Annotated in this window: 16 protein-coding genes; 9 read left to right on the top strand and 7 right to left on the bottom strand. The window is 72.9% G+C overall.

Annotated features, from left to right (window positions below; translation table 11 throughout):
* Positions 1–3: 3 nt before the first annotated feature.
* Positions 4–1,458 (bottom strand): RNA polymerase sigma factor, encoded by a 1,455-nt coding sequence (locus tag FK529_RS08255; RefSeq protein ID WP_146560488.1) that lies wholly within the window; start codon positions 1,456–1,458, stop codon positions 4–6.
* A gap of 219 nt (positions 1,459–1,677) precedes the next feature.
* Positions 1,678–2,421: a polyphosphate--glucose phosphotransferase gene (ppgK, locus tag FK529_RS08250; protein WP_146560487.1), complete on the bottom strand. Its 744-nt coding sequence runs from the start codon at positions 2,419–2,421 to the stop codon at positions 1,678–1,680.
* 98 nt (positions 2,422–2,519) lie between these two features.
* On the opposite strand from ppgK, the gene FK529_RS08245 reads away from it, so the two are divergent.
* Positions 2,520–3,383, top strand: a complete 864-nt coding sequence (locus FK529_RS08245) for an inositol monophosphatase family protein (protein WP_438947181.1) — start codon at positions 2,520–2,522, stop codon at positions 3,381–3,383.
* Between the two features lie 13 nt (positions 3,384–3,396).
* Here the strand turns inward: FK529_RS08245 and cei are convergent, their stop codons facing one another.
* On the bottom strand, positions 3,397–4,131 hold the full coding sequence (gene cei, locus FK529_RS08240; RefSeq protein WP_158635078.1) for an envelope integrity protein Cei: 735 nt from the start codon (positions 4,129–4,131) through the stop codon (positions 3,397–3,399).
* A gap of 266 nt (positions 4,132–4,397) precedes the next feature.
* Here cei and FK529_RS08235 point away from each other — a divergent pair, with 266 nt between their 5' ends.
* A complete protein-coding gene (locus FK529_RS08235; protein ID WP_068525100.1) occupies positions 4,398–4,697 on the top strand; it encodes a DUF4193 domain-containing protein in 300 nt (99 codons plus the stop codon).
* Between the two features lie 29 nt (positions 4,698–4,726).
* On the opposite strand, the gene FK529_RS08230 is transcribed toward FK529_RS08235, so the two are convergent.
* Entirely contained in the window at positions 4,727–5,218 is a 492-nt protein-coding gene (locus tag FK529_RS08230) for a DUF3093 domain-containing protein (RefSeq protein ID WP_166436390.1), read from the bottom strand.
* A gap of 23 nt (positions 5,219–5,241) precedes the next feature.
* On the opposite strand from FK529_RS08230, the gene dut reads away from it, so the two are divergent.
* A complete protein-coding gene (gene dut, locus FK529_RS08225) occupies positions 5,242–5,703 on the top strand; it encodes a dUTP diphosphatase (RefSeq protein ID WP_146560484.1) in 462 nt (153 codons plus the stop codon).
* Between the two features lie 62 nt (positions 5,704–5,765).
* Positions 5,766–6,587, top strand: coding sequence for a DUF3710 domain-containing protein (locus FK529_RS08220; RefSeq protein WP_146560483.1), 822 nt, complete (start codon positions 5,766–5,768; stop codon positions 6,585–6,587).
* Here the strand turns inward: FK529_RS08220 and FK529_RS08215 are convergent.
* Positions 6,571–7,269: an alpha/beta fold hydrolase gene (locus FK529_RS08215; protein ID WP_146560482.1), complete on the bottom strand. Its 699-nt coding sequence runs from the start codon at positions 7,267–7,269 to the stop codon at positions 6,571–6,573. The two genes, FK529_RS08220 and FK529_RS08215, sit on opposite strands and share 17 nt — an antisense overlap.
* Before the next feature lie 81 nt (positions 7,270–7,350).
* Between FK529_RS08215 and FK529_RS08210 the strand changes: the two genes are divergently transcribed.
* The 3 genes from FK529_RS08210 (at position 7,351) to dxs (ending at position 11,242) form a co-directional block, all read left to right on the top strand.
* Positions 7,351–8,043 carry a DUF3159 domain-containing protein gene (locus FK529_RS08210; RefSeq protein WP_158635077.1) on the top strand — a complete coding sequence of 231 codons (693 nt, stop codon included), beginning with the start codon at positions 7,351–7,353 and terminating at the stop codon, positions 8,041–8,043.
* On the top strand, positions 8,027–9,241 hold the full coding sequence (locus FK529_RS08205; RefSeq protein ID WP_146560480.1) for a class I SAM-dependent RNA methyltransferase: 1,215 nt from the start codon (positions 8,027–8,029) through the stop codon (positions 9,239–9,241). The genes FK529_RS08210 and FK529_RS08205 overlap by 17 nt, the downstream gene beginning before the upstream one ends.
* Positions 9,242–9,307: 66 nt before the next feature.
* Positions 9,308–11,242, top strand: a complete 1,935-nt coding sequence (gene dxs, locus FK529_RS08200; RefSeq protein ID WP_146560479.1) for a 1-deoxy-D-xylulose-5-phosphate synthase — start codon at positions 9,308–9,310, stop codon at positions 11,240–11,242.
* 12 nt (positions 11,243–11,254) lie between these two features.
* Here dxs and FK529_RS08195 read toward each other — a convergent pair whose 3' ends face one another.
* Positions 11,255–12,475: an HRDC domain-containing protein gene (locus tag FK529_RS08195; protein ID WP_146560478.1), complete on the bottom strand. Its 1,221-nt coding sequence runs from the start codon at positions 12,473–12,475 to the stop codon at positions 11,255–11,257.
* Between the two features lie 8 nt (positions 12,476–12,483).
* A complete protein-coding gene (locus tag FK529_RS08190) occupies positions 12,484–13,101 on the bottom strand; it encodes a DUF3000 domain-containing protein (protein WP_146560477.1) in 618 nt (205 codons plus the stop codon).
* A 95-nt stretch (positions 13,102–13,196) separates the two neighbouring features.
* On the opposite strand from FK529_RS08190, the gene hemE reads away from it, so the two are divergent.
* On the top strand, positions 13,197–14,258 hold the full coding sequence (hemE, locus tag FK529_RS08185) for a uroporphyrinogen decarboxylase (RefSeq protein ID WP_146560476.1): 1,062 nt from the start codon (positions 13,197–13,199) through the stop codon (positions 14,256–14,258).
* Positions 14,255–15,520: a protoporphyrinogen oxidase gene (hemG, locus tag FK529_RS08180; protein ID WP_146560475.1), complete on the top strand. Its 1,266-nt coding sequence runs from the start codon at positions 14,255–14,257 to the stop codon at positions 15,518–15,520. The genes hemE and hemG overlap by 4 nt, the downstream gene beginning before the upstream one ends.
* Positions 15,521–15,531: the final 11 nt, after the last annotated feature.

Here is a 15,531-nt window from a genome sequence, read left to right as displayed (position 1 = left end):
GGTCTAGTCGAGATAGTCGCGGAGGACCTGCGAGCGCGACGGGTGCCGCAGCTTGCTCATCGTCTTCGACTCGATCTGGCGGATGCGCTCGCGCGTGACGCCGTACACCTGGCCGATCTCATCCAGGGTGCGCGGCTGGCCGTCGGTGAGGCCGAACCGCAGGCGGACCACGCCGGCCTCGCGCTCGGACAGCGTGTCGAGCACCGACTGGAGCTGGTCCTGCAGCAGGGTGAACGACACCGCGTCTACGGCGACCACGGCCTCCGAGTCCTCGATGAAGTCACCGAGCTGGCTGTCGCCCTCGTCGCCGATGGTCTGGTCGAGCGAGATCGGCTCACGCGCGTACTGCTGGATCTCCAGCACCTTCTCGGGCGTGATGTCCATCTCCTTGGCCAGTTCCTCCGGCGTGGGCTCGCGGCCCAGGTCCTGGAGCAGCTCGCGCTGGATGCGGCCCAGCTTGTTGATGACCTCCACCATGTGCACCGGGATACGGATGGTGCGGGCCTGGTCGGCCATGGCGCGGGTGATGGCCTGCCGGATCCACCAGGTGGCGTACGTGGAGAACTTGTAGCCCTTGGTGTAGTCGAACTTCTCGACCGCGCGGATCAGGCCGAGGTTGCCCTCCTGGATCAGGTCCAGGAAGGCCATGCCGCGGCCGGTGTACCGCTTTGCCAGCGAGACCACGAGGCGGAGGTTGGCCTCCAGCAGGTGGTTCTTCGCGCGGTTGCCGTCACGGGCGATCCAGTTCATGTCGCGCCGGATGCCGATCGCGGGCTTCTCGCCGCGCTCGAGCCAACGATTGATCTGCTGCTCGGCGAACAGGCCGGCCTCGATCCGCTTGGCGAGCTCGACCTCCTCCTCGGCGTTGAGGAGCGCGACCTTGCCGATCTGCTTGAGGTAGGCGCGCACCGAGTCCGCCGAGGCGGTCAGCTCGGCGTCCTTGCGGGCCTGGCGCAGTGCCTCGGACTCCTCCTCGTCCCAGACGAAGTCGCCCGAGGCCTTGTCCTGCTCGGACGGCTCCTCGTCCTCGGCGTCCGCCGGCGCGGGCTTGGTGACGGCGCTCTTGCCCTTCGCCTCGGTGGCGTCGTCCGCGGCGTCGTCGCCATCGGCGTCGAGCGCGACGTCCTCGTCGGACAGCTCGGTGGGATCGGGATCGCCGTCGAGCTCGGGCTCGACCTCGTCCTCGGCGCCACTCTCGGCACCGGCAGCCGACGCGTCCTTCTTGCCCGCGGCCTTCTTCGCCGTGCGCTTGGCCGGACCGGCGGCCTTCTTCGCGGCCTTCTTCGCCGGAGCCTTCTTGGCGGGGGCGGCCTTCTTCGCCGCGGCCTTCTTCGCGGGTGCCTTCTTGGCCGGAGCCTTCTTGGCGGTGGTCTTCTTGGCGGGGGTCTCCGCCGAGGTGGCCGAACCGTCCACGCCGTCTGCCGACGGTGCGCTGGAGCTGGTCTGCGTCGCTGCCACGTACGCCCTTTCCTACTGTGCCTGCGTGCGTCGGAACCACATCCCGGGGCGCGACAACAGCACGGGCCCGAAGCCGTGCGCGGCGTCGGTGATTGCTGATGCGTCCGGAGGCGAGGGGGTCCGGCGTCTGTTACGGCGTTTCGACGCCGATGACCCATTGTAACGATTCGGTAGCCCCGCCCGCATTCACCTGCGGTCAAAGCGCCCGAACCGGACAGTTCACCGGTGTCGCGATGCCATCGCAGCGCCGACGATGCCCGCCGTGTTCTGCAACTCGGCCGGAATCACCGGCGTTCTCACTTCGAGCAGCGGAACCCACTTGTCGGCCTTGCGGCTCACCCCGCCGCCCACGATGATCAGGTCCGGCCAGAGCAGCTTCTCGTACTCGCGGAAGACGAGGCTGACCTGTCCCGCCCACTTCTCGTAACTCCAGCCGCGGCGATCCTTCACGGAGCTGGCCGCGCGGTGCTCGGCCTCCTTACCCTCCACCTCGAGATGACCGAACTCCGTGTTGGGCACCAGGGTCCCGCGGTAGAGCAGTGCCGAGCCGATGCCGGTGCCCAGCGTCAGGAGCAGGATCACGCCGTCGAAGTCGCGGCCCGCGCCGTACCGGTCCTCGGCGAGCCCTGCCGCGTCCGCGTCGTTGAGCACCGTCACCGGGCGGTTCAGTGTCGAGCTGAAGAGCTCGCCCGCGTCAGTGCCCACCCAGGCCGAGTCGATGTTCGCGGCGCTGCGGACCGTGCCGTTCGTCACCACCGCCGGCACCGTGATGCCGGCGGGGCCGTCCCAGCCGAAGTGGCCGATCACCTCCCGCACCGCGCCGGCGCACGCGCCCGGCGTGGCGGGCTGCGGCGTGGGCACCTTGAAGCGCTCGCCGACGAGATCGCCCGTGTCCATGTCGACGATGCCGCCCTTGATGCCGCTGCCGCCGATGTCGACGCCGAACCCCAGATTCTCCGCCATTGCCTGCTCCGCATCCCTCGAAGTGCCGGACGTCACGTCCTCCGCCCGGGTGCCCCCGGCGCTGACAAAGTACCGCGGATTGTGGTTCTGTGGAGGGCGTGCAAGGTAACCGGTGGGAGTTGTCCGAGATCGCCGTCACCGTCGTCACGGAGGCGGCGCGCCGCGTCGCGGACCGCCGCGCGGAGGTGTTCGGCGCCAATGCTTTCGACGGTGCCGACGGGACGCGTCCGGAGGGGGTGACCACGAAGTCGACGCCCACGGATCCGGTGACCGTCGTCGACACCGAGACCGAACGCTTCGTGCGGGAACGGCTCGCGGAACTGCGGCCGGACGACACGGTCCTCGGTGAGGAGTTCGGCGGTGAACGGGGCGAGCCGGGCGCGGTCCGCTGGATCGTCGATCCGATCGACGGCACCGTCAACTTCCTCTACGGGGTGCCCGCGTACGCGGTCTCCCTCGGCGCCCAGATCGACGGCGTGTCCGTGGCGGGTGCGGTCGCCGACGTCGTGCACGGCACGGTGTACGCAGCCGCCCTGGGCGCCGGAGCGCGCGAGATCGCCGCGGACGGCACCGTCCGCGAGCTGCGTGCGAACCCGATCACCGACCCCGCATTGGCCCTCGTCGCGACCGGTTTCGGGTACGCCCGCGAGCGCCGCGAGAAGCAGGGCCGGGTGCTCGCGCAGCTGCTGCCCGCCGTGCGCGACGTGCGACGCATCGGCTCGGCCGCGCTCGACCTGTGCATGGTGGCCGCGGGACGTGCGGACGCGCACTTCGAGCACGGACTCAGCCCGTGGGACTGGGCCGCGGGCGCGCTCGTCGCGCAGGAGGCGGGCGCCGTCGTGATCGTGCCCGCTGCGGACTCCACCAGCGACGACGGCGCTCTGACTCTTGCGGCGGCGCCGGGGATCGCCGACGAATTGGTCGCCCTGCTGCGGGCGGCCGGGGGCCTGGAAAACCTGTAGCAGCCGGCGGAGGTCAGCGGTTGCAGGACTGGCTGTGGACCGCGGAGACCAGCGCGGGATTCGCCCCGCCGTCCGCCGCCCCCGAGGGTGCCGCGCGCAGGATGCGCAGGATCTCCTGCGCATCGGTGCTGGGCTCGAGGTCGGTGAAGAAGGTGCCGAGCACGAGGTCGACCGAGTTGTCGCGTCGCCCGTCGTTGATCAGCTCGGCGCACGGCGCGATGATCCACGCCGCCGCGGCCGCCGCCCTGCCCGTGTCGCCGAACCGCAGCTGCGCCTGGCAGGCCATCTCCGGATAGACCGGGTCGTTGCCGTACGCGCCGGAGGTGGGGGCGCTGAAGCCGTAGTCGGCGAGCTTGTTCAAGGTCGTCTCCGCCCGCCCGGCCTGCCCCGAGGCGTTGAGCACGCGGACCGTCGACGCGGCGAGGGGCGCGGGGCGGACCGCGACGAGGTCGTCGGGGGAGACCACCTCGAACCGCCCCGACGCGGGCGCGGGCGCCGGCGTCGTGGCACCGGCGCGCGCCGCGGCGCCGGCCGTCGTCGCGTTCGCCGAGGCCGATGGCGCCGGAGGTGGCGGGCACGAGACGGGAGCGGCGGTCTCCTCCTGGGAGGACATGGCGCGAGCCCAGGTCGCGATGGCGACCACGGCGAGAACGGCGATCACGATGAGGATCGGCAGCGTGTTGCGACGCCGGAACGGTTCGCCGTTCCGGTCGAATCGCCGGCCCGCGCCGGTGAGCTGGGAAACCACGGCCCCGACTGTACGGGAGGACGGCCGCAGCGCAGGGGAGGCGGCGCAGGAATCGCGGCGCCCCACCCCTCGGCCGCCGTGGGAATCAATTGAGCTCATCGTGCGTTAGAGGGGCAACGAGCGGTGGAATCAGCGACCGTCACGAAGAGTAGTGACAATCGATTCTCAGTGCGCTACACTCTGGCCGCTCGCGCGGCTAACAACGCGCCCGGCGGCCTCGGAAACCCCGAGGCTCGGGGCACGAGCAAGGATGGGGATGACACGGTATGGCAACTGATTACGACGCTCCACGGCGGTCCGAGGCGGACGAGATCTCGGAGGATTCGCTCGAAGAGCTCAAGGCCCGTCGCAACGAGGGTCAGTCCGGCACGGTGGATGTGGACGAGGGCGAGACCGCCGAATCGTTCGAGCTCCCCGGAGCCGACCTGTCGGGCGAGGAGCTGAGCGTCCGCGTAGTGCCCAAGCAGGCTGACGAGTTCACCTGTACCAGCTGCTTCCTGGTGTACCACCGCAGCCGGCTCGCCGATCCCGACGGCACCGAGCTGATCTGCATCGACTGCGCCTGACGGCGAACTTCTCCGCGGCGACCCGCTCGCTATCCGAGCGTGGTCGCAGCGGGGATGAGAGCGAGAATCTTCTCCGGACGCCGCGTGGACACCATCCAGTACGGCGTCGGATCGTCGGGATCGTCGAGGACCACGACGATCATCGTCTTGATCCACCCCTTGTGATATACGAACGCGGCGGGATCGAGCTGGCGGCCCAGGGCCGCGCTCTTCGCCTCCGGCGGAACCGCCGCGGCCCGGGTGATCAACTCCAGTGGCAGGTGGGCGTTGCCCGCCCACAGCTCCCCCTCGCGCACCGCGACGCTGCCGCGGCCCATCGACCAGAGCAGCACGGCGATCACCACGACGATCAGCACGAACGCGCCGATCATCCAATCGCCCCAGCGCGCGGCGAGCGTCACCTCGAAGCAGAGCAGGCCCGCCACGACCGCTCCCGCCAACCACCAGTACCACGGCACCGTGAGCCTCTCGAAGTAGGCGTTTCCCGGCCCCGAGGTCTTCACTGTTCGATCGTCCGACACGGCTTCAGCGTAGTCTGCATCCCATGGTGAGCCAGATTCCCCTACTGCGGCTCGACGAGGGCCTCCCCCTTCCCCAGCGCGCACATCCCGGCGACGCGGGCGTGGACCTGTACTCGACGATCGACGTGCGGATCGAACCCGGTGCCCGCACGCTCGTCGCCACCGGCGTGGCGATCGCGCTGCCGCACGGCACCGTCGGGCTGATCCACCCGCGATCCGGTCTCGCCGCGAAACACGGTCTCACCGTGGTCAATACGCCCGGAACCATCGACGCCGGCTATCGCGGCGAAATCGTCGTGTGCCTGCTCAACACCGATCGCGACACCGCCGTCGACATCAAGCGCGGCGACCGCATCGCCCAGCTGCTCGTCCAGCGGGTCGAGCTCCCCGACTTCGACGAGGTCTCATTCCTCGACGAGACGGTGCGCGGCGCCGGCGGCTACGGCTCGTCGGGCGGGCACGCCAGCCTCGAGACCTCGCACTAGCCCCGCCCTGTAGCACTCCCGAGCCCTCCCGCCCACCCTCGAAGAACCAAGGAGCACCGTCCATGGCCCTCGGCCGCCGCAAGTCCAAGCAGCGCAGCACCGCGAGCGTCGATCCGTACGCGACGATCGGGCAGCCCGAGCACCACACCGTGCCGGCGCCCGCGGACGAGGACGAGGTGCAGGAACTCGGCACCGGCGCCGGTCCGTACGACCTCAACTCCCTCGAGAGCGCCGAGGGTCTCGACGACGGCCGCCTGGACCTGGGGTCGATCATCCTGGCCATGCCGCCCGAGGCGCAGCTGCAGGTCGAGATGAGCCCGGAGGGCGTCCCCGTCGGCGTGCACCTGGACACCCCGGTCGGCCGCATCACCCCCGGCGTCTTCGCGGCCCCCAAGTCGGGCGGGCAGTGGCGCGAGGTCGTCACCGAACTCGCCGACTCGCTCCGCGAGAACGGCGCCCAGGTCACGATCGACGACGGCCATTGGGGCCGCGAGGTCGTGGGGACCCAGCCCGACGGTGTGCTGCGGTTCATCGGCGTCGACGGTCCGCGGTGGATGGTCCGGATCGTCGTGGCCTCGCCGGCCGAGAGCGCCGAGCAGGCCGCGCAGCTCGCGCGGGCGATGCTCGCCGAGACGGTGGTCCGGCGCGGCACCGACCCGCGGCCCGCGCGTGATCACCTCGAGATCGAGCTCCCCGCCGAGCTCGTGCAGCAGTTGCAGCAGGCCATGGCCGAGCAGCAGGCGCAGCAGGAGCAGGCCGCAGCGGCGATCGCCGCGCAGGTCGCGCAGCGCGCCGCCGCCGACGGCCCCGCCGCCCTGCGGCAGAGCAATCAGGACCGGCTCACCCAGGGATCGGCGCTGACCCGACTCAAGAACCAGCAGTAAGGCCGTCGAGCCCCGCCCGGCCCAACACGGCCGGGTCGGGGCCGAGATCCGCCAGGTCGACCACCACCGCGGCGGCGCCGGGGATCGCCGAAGCCCAGGCGCGTGCCGTGGCGACCGGGTGGATCAGGTCGCCCTCGGCGCCGACGACGACGGTCCGCGCGCCCAGCCCGCCGAGCGCCGACTCGGTCGGCGCCGCGTACCCCGCGGCTTCGCGCAGGGCCGGGGCGAGGAAGTCGCCGTGCGCTGCCCACGACCGGCTCAGCTCCCGGGCCAGCCACGGCGGGCTCCCGGCCCGCATCCGCGCGATCGCCTCGGCCGGGCCCACCTCGTCGACCGTGTCCGCGGTCACCCGCGCCGAGACCGCCGCCGGTACCTCCGGCCCGGGCTTCCCGCACCACGGCGGCAGCGTGAGCACGAGGGTCACCTCGGCGTCGGGGTGCTCCAGCGCCCAGCTCGCGGCCACCGCGGAGCCCAGGGAGACCCCGCAGGCCAGCAGCGGACCGTCGGACGCGGCGGCGTCCAGCGCCGCGCGATACCCGGCCACCACCGACGGCGGCGCCGCGTCCACCGCCACGGCGCGTGCACACAGTGCGGTGAGCGGCGCGAACGCGCGGAGCGCGAAATCGGCGTCCGAGCCAGAGCCCGGCAGGAGAACGGCGGTGGTGTGCGCGGGGAGCGGCATGAGCCGAGCATGCCAGGGCCGCCCGGAGCGGCGGCACCGGACGCCCGGATCGAGGGAGGCCCGGCCACGTACTGTGTTCCTGTGACGGATGGTGCTGAGCAGGAGCCGGCGACGGCGGAGCAGAAGGCCCCCGAGCCTTCGATCAAGGACCAGGTGCTCGAGCAGATGGGCGGCTGGCAGGGCATGGTGTACTCCGCCCTGCCCGTGATGGCGTTCGTGCCCGGGAACGCGATCTGGGGGCTCACGGGCGGCGCGATCGCGGCCCTCGCGGTGGCCGCCCTCGTCGCCGTGGTCCGACTCGCCACCCGAACCTCCATCCAGCCCGCGATCTCGGGCTTCTTCGGCGTCGCGGTATGCGTGGTGATCGCGATGATCGTCGGTGGCAGCGGCAGGGGTTACTTCCTCTACGGCATCGTCATGCAGGCCGTCTTCGCCGTCGTCTTCGCGGTGTCCCTGATCGTGCGCCGGCCGCTCGTCGGGGTGCTGTGGCACCTGTTCGACGAGCGGAAGGACGACGGGGCCGGTGCGGACACGAAGGCCGCCGCCCACGACTGGCGGGCCGACCGGCGGCAGTTCCGCGTCTTCGCGTGGCTGACCGTCCTGTGGATCGGCATGTTCGTCGTGCGGTTCGCCGTCCAGTTCGCGCTGTACCAGAACGACGACGTGGGTGGTCTCGGCGTCGCGCGGATCGTCATGGGCTGGCCCATGTTCGCGGTCGGCCTGCTGCTCACCTTCCTCGTGGCCAGGAGGACGGTGCATGGTCGCACCGCATGACCTGCTCGAGCTGACCTGCGGCGCACCCGGGCACGGCGGCTTCGTGATCGCCCGGCACGAGGGCCGGGCGGTCTTCGTGCGCGGCGCGCTCCCCGGGGAGACGGTGCGCGCGCGGGTCACCGAGGTCAAGAAGTCCTACGCCCGGGCGAGCGCCGTCGAGGTCCTCGAGGCCTCGCCGCACCGCGTGCCCGAGGCCTGCGCCGCCGCCGCCGCGGGCGCCGGCTGCTGCGACCTGACCTTCGCCGACCCCGCCTACCAGCGCGAGCTCAAGGCGTCGGTGCTGCGCGAGCAGCTGCAGCGGATCGGCGGCTTCGCGCCCGACGCCTTCGGAGCGGGCCGGGACCCGGCCGTCGTTCCGGTGTCGGACGGCCCCGTCGCGGGCTGGCGGCACCGCGCGCGCCTCGTCGCCGACGGTGCCGGTCGCCTCGGCCAGCACGTGCACCGCGGCGACGCCGTGGTCGTCGCGCCCTGCGCGCAGCTGCCCGCCGCGCTCACCGAGCTCGCGGCGGACCTGCGCGCCGAGCCCGGCACGGAGGTGGCGCTCGTCCTCGACGACGCCGGCGCCGCGCACGCCGCGGTGCCCGCGCGCAGGGGACGGCCCGCGCAGGTCCTGGCCGGAGACGCCCTCGCCGAGTACCGGGTGGGCGCGCGGTCCTGGCGGATCCCCGTCGGCGGCTTCTGGCAGGCGCACCGGGACGCGGCGGCCCGGTACGCGCAGTCGGTCGCCGCCTACACGGGCCGGTACGGGGGCGAGCCGGGCCGGGCGTGGGATCTCTACGGGGGCGCGGGCGTGCTTGCCGGCGCGCTGGTCGACGAGGGTTTCGCGGTCGACGTGGTCGAGACCTCCGGCGGCGCGATCGCCGCGGGGAAGCAGACACTCGCGGGGGAGCCCGTCACCTTCCACCGCGGCGACGTGGCCTCCCGGCTCGGGGGACTGCCGTCGCCCTCGGTCGTGGTGCTCGACCCGCCCCGCACCGGTGCCGGTGCGGCGGTGATGGCCGCGATCGCCGCGACCGCGCCGCGGGCGATCGTGCACGTCGGCTGCGATCCGGCGGCGTTCGCCCGCGATGTGGGCGCGGCGTGCGAGAACGGCTACCGCCTCGCCGCGCTGGACGCGTGCGATGCCTTCCCCGGGACGCACCACCTGGAGGCCTTCGCGGTGCTCGTGCCGGGTCGCGAAGACCGGCGCGGCCGGTAACGTGAGACCGACCGGCGGCGCCGGTAAAGTGGAAAGGCACCTCTCACGGGAGTAGACACGAGGGATATGAACCTGCTGCGCACCATCGAGTCCCCACGGGACCTGCGTCGACTGGATCAGGACCAGCTCACCGAGCTGGCCGCTGAGATCCGGGACTTCCTCGTGGCGAAGGTCTCGGCGACGGGTGGTCACCTCGGACCGAACCTCGGCGTGGTCGAGCTGACCATGGCGATCCACCGCGTCTTCGACTCGCCGACCGATCCGGTGCTCTTCGACACGGGGCACCAGGCTTACGTGCACAAGATCCTCACGGGCCGGCGCGACGGCTTCGACACCCTGCGCCAGGCCGGCGGCCTTTCCGGATACCCGTGTCGCGCCGAGTCCGAGCACGACTGGGTCGAGTCCTCCCACGCCTCCGCCGCTCTGAGCTACGCCGATGGCCTCGCGAAGGCCTTCGCGCTCAAGGGGGAGCAGCGCACCGTCGTCGCCGTGGTCGGCGACGGCGCCCTCACCGGCGGCATGTGCTGGGAGGCGCTCAACAACATCGCGGCCTCGGACCGGCCCGTCGTCATCGTCGTCAACGACAACGGCCGCTCCTACGCGCCCACCATCGGCGGACTCGCCAACCGGCTCACGGGCCTGCGCACGCAGCCCGAGTACGAGCGACTGCTCGGTGAGGCCCGCGCCCGGCTGCGCCGCATGCCCGTCCTGGGCGAGCCCGCGTACTCGTTCCTGCACGGCATGAAGGCCGGCATCAAGGACATGGTGAGCCCGCAGGCGCTGTTCGCCGACCTCGGCCTCAAGTACATCGGCCCCATCGACGGGCACGACGAGGAGGCCCTCGAGGCCGCGCTGCGGCGCGCCAAGGACTTCGGCGGACCCGTGGTGGTGCACGCCCTCACCCGCAAGGGCAACGGCTACGAGCACGCCGAGAATCACGAGGCCGACCAGATGCACGGCATCGGCGTCATCGACCCCACCACCGGCCTCCCGGTCGCCGGCGCCGGCGGCACCCGCGACTGGACCTCCGTCTTCGCGGCGGAACTGGTCGCGCAGGGCGAGCAGCGGTCCGATGTCGTGGCGATCACCGGCGCCATGGCCGAGCCGACGGGGGTGGCCGACTTCGGCCGCAAGTTCCCCGATCGCATGTACGACGTGGGCATCGCGGAGCAGCACGCCCTGACCTCCGCCGCCGGCCTGGCGCTGGGCGGCATGCACCCCGTCGTGGCCCTGTACGCCACCTTCCTCAACCGCGCCTTCGACCAGCTGCTCATGGACGTCGCGCTGCTGCGGCAGGGCGTCACCGTGGTCCTCGACCGTTCCGGCGTCACCGGTCCCGACGGCGCCAGCCATCACGGCATGTGGGACCTGTCGCTCGCCGCGATCGTGCCGGGCCTGCGCGCGGCGGTGCCCCGGGACGCCGCGCGCCTGATCGAGGAGTTCGCGGAGGCCCTCGACGTCGACGACGCGCCGACCCTGATCCGGTACGGCAAGGGCGCGGTGCCCGCGGACCTCGAGGCCGTGCGCCGCCTGCCCGACGGAGTCGACGTCCTCGTCGAGGACGGTTCCAGCGGCGCGGATGTGCTCATCGTCGCGGTCGGCGCCTTCGCGCACACCGCGGTCGACGTCGCGGCGCGCCTGCGCAACCAGGGCATCTCCGCGACCGTCGTCGACCCGCGCTGGGTGCTACCGGTGCCGGCGTCGATCGTCGACCTGGCGCGCACGCACCACCTCGTCGTGACCCTCGAGGACAACGGCGTCGCCGGCGGCATCGGGGCGGCCGTGACCGCGGCGCTGCAGCGCGCGGACGTCGACGTGCCGACCCGTGTCCTCGGCATCGAGCAGAACTTCCTCGATCACGCGTCCCGCAGCGAGATCCTCACCGACCTGGGGCTCACCCCGTCGGAGATCGCCTTCCGCGTCACCGGCTGGGTCACCGCGTGCGCGCACGTGACCGTGCCCGTCGAGAAGGAGCCGGCCACGCCGGAACAGGTGCGCTGACCGCCGGCGCGGTCAGGCGGAGGCGAGCGCGTCCGCGACGGCGCTCGCCGTCAGTCGGCGCTGCCAGTTCCGCGCGCCCGTAGCGGCGAGGGCGACGTCGACGGCGTCGGAACCATGAGTCGTCCCGTCCCAGCACAGCTGCCGGACCGCGTCGGTCGGCAGGAGGTTCTCCACCGGCACCGCCACCTCGTCGGAGATCGCGGACAGCGCGGCCCGGACCTTCGTGAGGCGCTCGGCGGCCTCCGGGTTCGACTTCGCCCACCGGTTGGTGGCGGGCACCGCGTTGCGGGGGCCGTGCAGGGGCGGCAGCGCGGAGTCGGGGAGGGCGTTCGCCCGGTGGATCGCGCCGAGCCAGCGCTTCGCCGAGCGCCGCATCCGCGGCCCCCCGAACACCGGCAGGGCAGTCAGTTCCGCTTCCGTCGTAGGGTTCTTCGCGGCGGCGTTGACGATCGCGGCGTCCGGCAGGGTCCGCCCGGGCGCGACGTTGCGCTGTTCCGCCATCTCGTCGCGCGCGAGCCACAGCTCGCGGGCGCGGCCCAGCTGGCGCCGGTTGCGCAGGGTGCTCAGGCCGGAGAGGCGGCGCCACGGATCGGCTTTCGGGGGCGGGTCGGGCCGGGTGCGCTCGTACTCGAACTCCTCGAGCGCCCACTCCAGCTTCCCAGCGTCCTCGAGCCGCTCGTAGGCCTCGTCGCGCAGGTCCACCAGGACCTCCACGTCCAGCGCCGCGTAGTTGAGCCAGTCGTGGGGCAGGGGCCGGGTGCTCCAGTCGGCGGCGCCGTGGCCCTTCGCGAGGGCGTAGCCCGTGTACTCCGAGGTCATGGCCGCGAGGTTGACCCGCGGCGCGCCCAGCAGGCGGCCGGCGAGTTCGGTGTCGAAGAGCTCGTCGCATTCGAAGCCGTCGTCCCGCAGGCAGGGCAGGTCCTGGTCGGCGGCGTGCAGCACCCATTCGACGCCGCGCATCGCCTCGATCACCGGGGCCAGGCCCTCGGGCTCGTGGATCGGGTCGAGCAGGAACAGCCCGGACCCGGTGCGCTTGATCTGGATCAGGTAGGCGCGGGACGAGTAGGTGAAGCCCGACGCCCGCTCGGTGTCGACGGCGATGGGGCCGGTGCCCCGGCGCAGCGCCGCGGCGCACTCCGCGAACTCCTCGACGGTGGTGAGGGGCTCGGGGACGCCCTCGGCGGGTTCGGTGAGCGGAATGCCGGGGACCGGTTCCGTCGAGGCCTTGCCCACGGCGGCGCCTATACCGAGCCGAGCCGGGTGATGCCGGCGGGCGGCAGTCCGGCGGCGGTCTCGAGTACCGCGCAGAAGGCCTCGACGTGCCCCGACAGGTCCTCGCCGAGGGGCGTCCACGACGCCCGCAGTTCGAGCTGGTGCGCGCGCGGGGGACCCGCGATGTCGCCGTACCGCACGGACGCGGTCGCGGTGACGGTGCCGCCGAGCGCGGTCACCTCCTGGTCGCGTTCGGCGAGCGCGTCGGTCAGCCAGCTCCAGGCGACCTCGGGGAGGAGCGGGTCGGAGGCCAGGGACTCGTCCACATCGGACTGCACGTAGGCGACGAGCCGCATGAGGCCGTTCCACGCCTCGTGGCCGTGGGGGTCGTGGAGCAGGATCAGGCGGCCGAAGGTCTCGCCGTCGGAGTGCTCGGGCACGACGTCGGTCTCGGGCGCGCGGACCTCGGCGCCGAGGGCGTAGCTGTACGGGGCGAGACGCTGTGGCGGCCGGATGCTGCCGATCTCGATCTCGGGGCGGACCGTCGCCGTGTGGAGGGACTCGACCGCCGCACGGAAGGACTCCGGCTCGGCGCCGCGCGCTCCCGCACCGCCCGCCGCTTCGTCACCCGTTCCTGGTTGGCTCACAAATCGTGACCGTAGCCGCTCCGGAGGCGCCGAAGGCGGAGGCGCGCCGCAGGCCGCGGCCTGCCGGCGCTGCGGTCATGACATGATCGTCGACGATGAGTAACGAGGATCGATCGACGACGGGGTACCCGCTCCTCGAGGCTGCGGCGGGGCGCACACCGGAGCGGCGCCCGGTGTGGTTCATGCGACAGGCCGGGCGCTCGCTGCCCGAGTACCGCAAGGCGCGCGAGGGCATCGGCATGCTGCAGTCCTGCTTCCGGCCGGACCTGGTGTGCGAGATCACGCTGCAGCCCGTGCGGCGGCACCGCACCGACGCCGCGATCCTGTTCTCCGACATCGTGGTCCCGCTCAAGGCGGCGGGGATCGACCTCGACATCGTCAGCGGGATCGGGCCGGTCATCGAGCAACCGGTCCGGGACGCCGCCGCCGTGGCCGCCCTGCCGCGCCTCGACGCGGCCCAGGTCGAGCCGGTCGCGGAGGCCGTGCGACTGCTGCGGAGCGAGCTGCCCGCGGGCGTCGCGCTGATCGGCTTCTCCGGCGCCCCGTTCACCCTGGCGTCGTACCTGGTCGAGGGCGGCCCCAGCCGCAACCACGAGCGCACCAAGGCGCTCATGTACAGCCGGCCCGACACCTGGCACGCGCTGCTCGACGCGCTCGCCGACATCGCGATCACGTTCCTGCGGGTGCAGGCCGACGCCGGCGCCCAGGCCTTCCAGCTCTTCGACTCCTGGGCCGGTGTGCTCTCGCTCGCGGACTACCGGCAGTACGTCCAACCGCACTCCGCGCGGGTGTTCGCCGCGCTGCGCGAGAGCGCTCCGGCGCTGCCCGCCTTCCACTTCGGCGTCGGCACGGGCGAGCTGCTCGGCGCCATGGGCGCGGCCGGCGCCGACGTCGTGGGCGTCGACTGGCGCGTCCCGCTCGACGTGGCCGCGGGCCGCGTCGGTCCCGGCAAGGCGCTGCAGGGCAACCTGGACCCGGCCACCCTCATGGCCGACCGTGACACCGTCGACGCGCAGGTCCGGCGCGTCGTCGCCGACGCCGACGCCGCCGTCGCCGCGGGCGCCACGGGGCACGTCTTCAATCTCGGCCACGGCGTGCTGCCCACGACGGATCCCGATGCGCTCACACGTGTGGTCGAGTTGGTGCACGGACTATGAGCAACGTCGCGGTCGTCGGAGCGGGCATCTCGGGTCTCGTCGCCGCGCTGCGCCTGCAGCAGGCGGGGGCGCGCGTCACCGTCTTCGAATCGGGCAATCGCGTGGGCGGCAAGCTGCGCTCCGAGATCATCGGCGACGTGCGTCTCGATGTGGGCGCCGAGGCCTTCGTGCGCCGCCGGCCCGAGGTGATCGACCTCGCGACCGAGCTGGGCCTCGCCGACCAACTCGTCGAGCCCGCCGGGCGTCGCCCGGCGCTGTTCGCCGACGGCGCCCTGCGCGGCGGATTCGGCCGCACCGTCATGGGCATCCCGGGCGACGCCGACGAGGTGCGGATCCCGCTGCGCTGGAAACAGGGTGGCGACGCGTCGATCGGCGCTCTGGTCCGCTCGCGCCTCGGCGACGAGGTGGTGGAGCGCAGCGTCGATCCGATGGTGTCGGGGGTCTTCGCCGCCCACGCCGACGACGTCTCCGTCCGCGCCGCACTCCCCGCGCTGGCCGCCCGCCTCGATGAGGGCGCCGCGTCGCTCGGCGAGGCCGTCCGCGGCGTCCTCGGCGAGCCCGACGACAGTCCTGTTTTCGGCGCCCTCCGTGGCGGCTACCAGCAGCTGCTCGACGCCCTCGCCGAGCGGCTCGGCGACCGCATCGTGCTCGGTGCTCCCGTGCCGGAGGTGCGCCCCGGCTGGAGCCTGCGCGGCTCGATGTTCGACGCCGTCGTCCTCGCCGTGCCCGCGCCGCAGGTGGGCCGCCTCGTGGGGCTGAGCCTGCCGGAGCTGGGCGCGGCCGCGGGCACGATACCGGCGGCCAGCTCGGCGCTCGTGACGCTGCGGCTGCCCGAGGACACCGAGCTGCCGGACCTGTCCGGCGTTCTGGTGGCGAGTCGTGAGCAGGTCAGCGCGAAGGCGGTGACGCTGTCGGGCCGCAAGTGGCGCCACCTGCCCGGCGGCACGGTGCGCCTGTCCTTCGGCCGCCTCGGCGTCAGCCGGATCGTCGACGACGTCGACGCCGGCTTGGTCGCGGCGGCGCGGGAGGACCTGGCGAACGTGCTCGGCGTCACCGTCGAGCCGACCGCCGCGCACGTGCAGCGCTGGTACGAGGGCATCCCCGTCTACCTGCCCGGCCACCGCGACACCCTCGCCGCGATCGAGGCGGCCACCCCGAAGGGACTGGCCCTCGCGGGGGCGTACTTCGACGGTGTCGGGGTGCCCGCGTGCATCGCCCGCGCGGAGGCCGCCGCGGCGCGCGTCCTCGCCGACCTGTCCTGAGGCCGTCCCGC

It is taken from the genome of Tsukamurella asaccharolytica (genome assembly GCF_007858435.1).
In the GTDB taxonomy this organism is placed as follows: Bacteria; Actinomycetota; Actinomycetes; order Mycobacteriales; family Mycobacteriaceae; genus Tsukamurella; species Tsukamurella asaccharolytica.
This window is presented reverse-complemented; position numbering and strand designations above follow the sequence as displayed.

What these genes read in the sequence shown, in the direction of transcription:
- dxs (WP_146560479.1), top strand. Translation starts at nt 9,308, where the DNA reads ATGAACCTGCTGCGCACCATCGAGTCCCCACGGGACCTGCGTCGACTG.
- dut (WP_146560484.1), top strand. Translation starts at nt 5,242, where the DNA reads ATGGTGAGCCAGATTCCCCTACTGCGGCTCGACGAGGGCCTCCCCCTT.
- FK529_RS08220 (WP_146560483.1), top strand. Translation starts at nt 5,766, where the DNA reads ATGGCCCTCGGCCGCCGCAAGTCCAAGCAGCGCAGCACCGCGAGCGTC.
- hemG (WP_146560475.1), top strand. Translation starts at nt 14,255, where the DNA reads ATGAGCAACGTCGCGGTCGTCGGAGCGGGCATCTCGGGTCTCGTCGCC.
- ppgK (WP_146560487.1), bottom strand. Translation starts at nt 2,421, where the DNA reads ATGGCGGAGAATCTGGGGTTCGGCGTCGACATCGGCGGCAGCGGCATC.
- hemE (WP_146560476.1), top strand. Translation starts at nt 13,197, where the DNA reads ATGAGTAACGAGGATCGATCGACGACGGGGTACCCGCTCCTCGAGGCT.
- FK529_RS08205 (WP_146560480.1), top strand. Translation starts at nt 8,027, where the DNA reads ATGGTCGCACCGCATGACCTGCTCGAGCTGACCTGCGGCGCACCCGGG.
- FK529_RS08235 (WP_068525100.1), top strand. Translation starts at nt 4,398, where the DNA reads ATGGCAACTGATTACGACGCTCCACGGCGGTCCGAGGCGGACGAGATC.
- FK529_RS08215 (WP_146560482.1), bottom strand. Translation starts at nt 7,269, where the DNA reads ATGCCGCTCCCCGCGCACACCACCGCCGTTCTCCTGCCGGGCTCTGGC.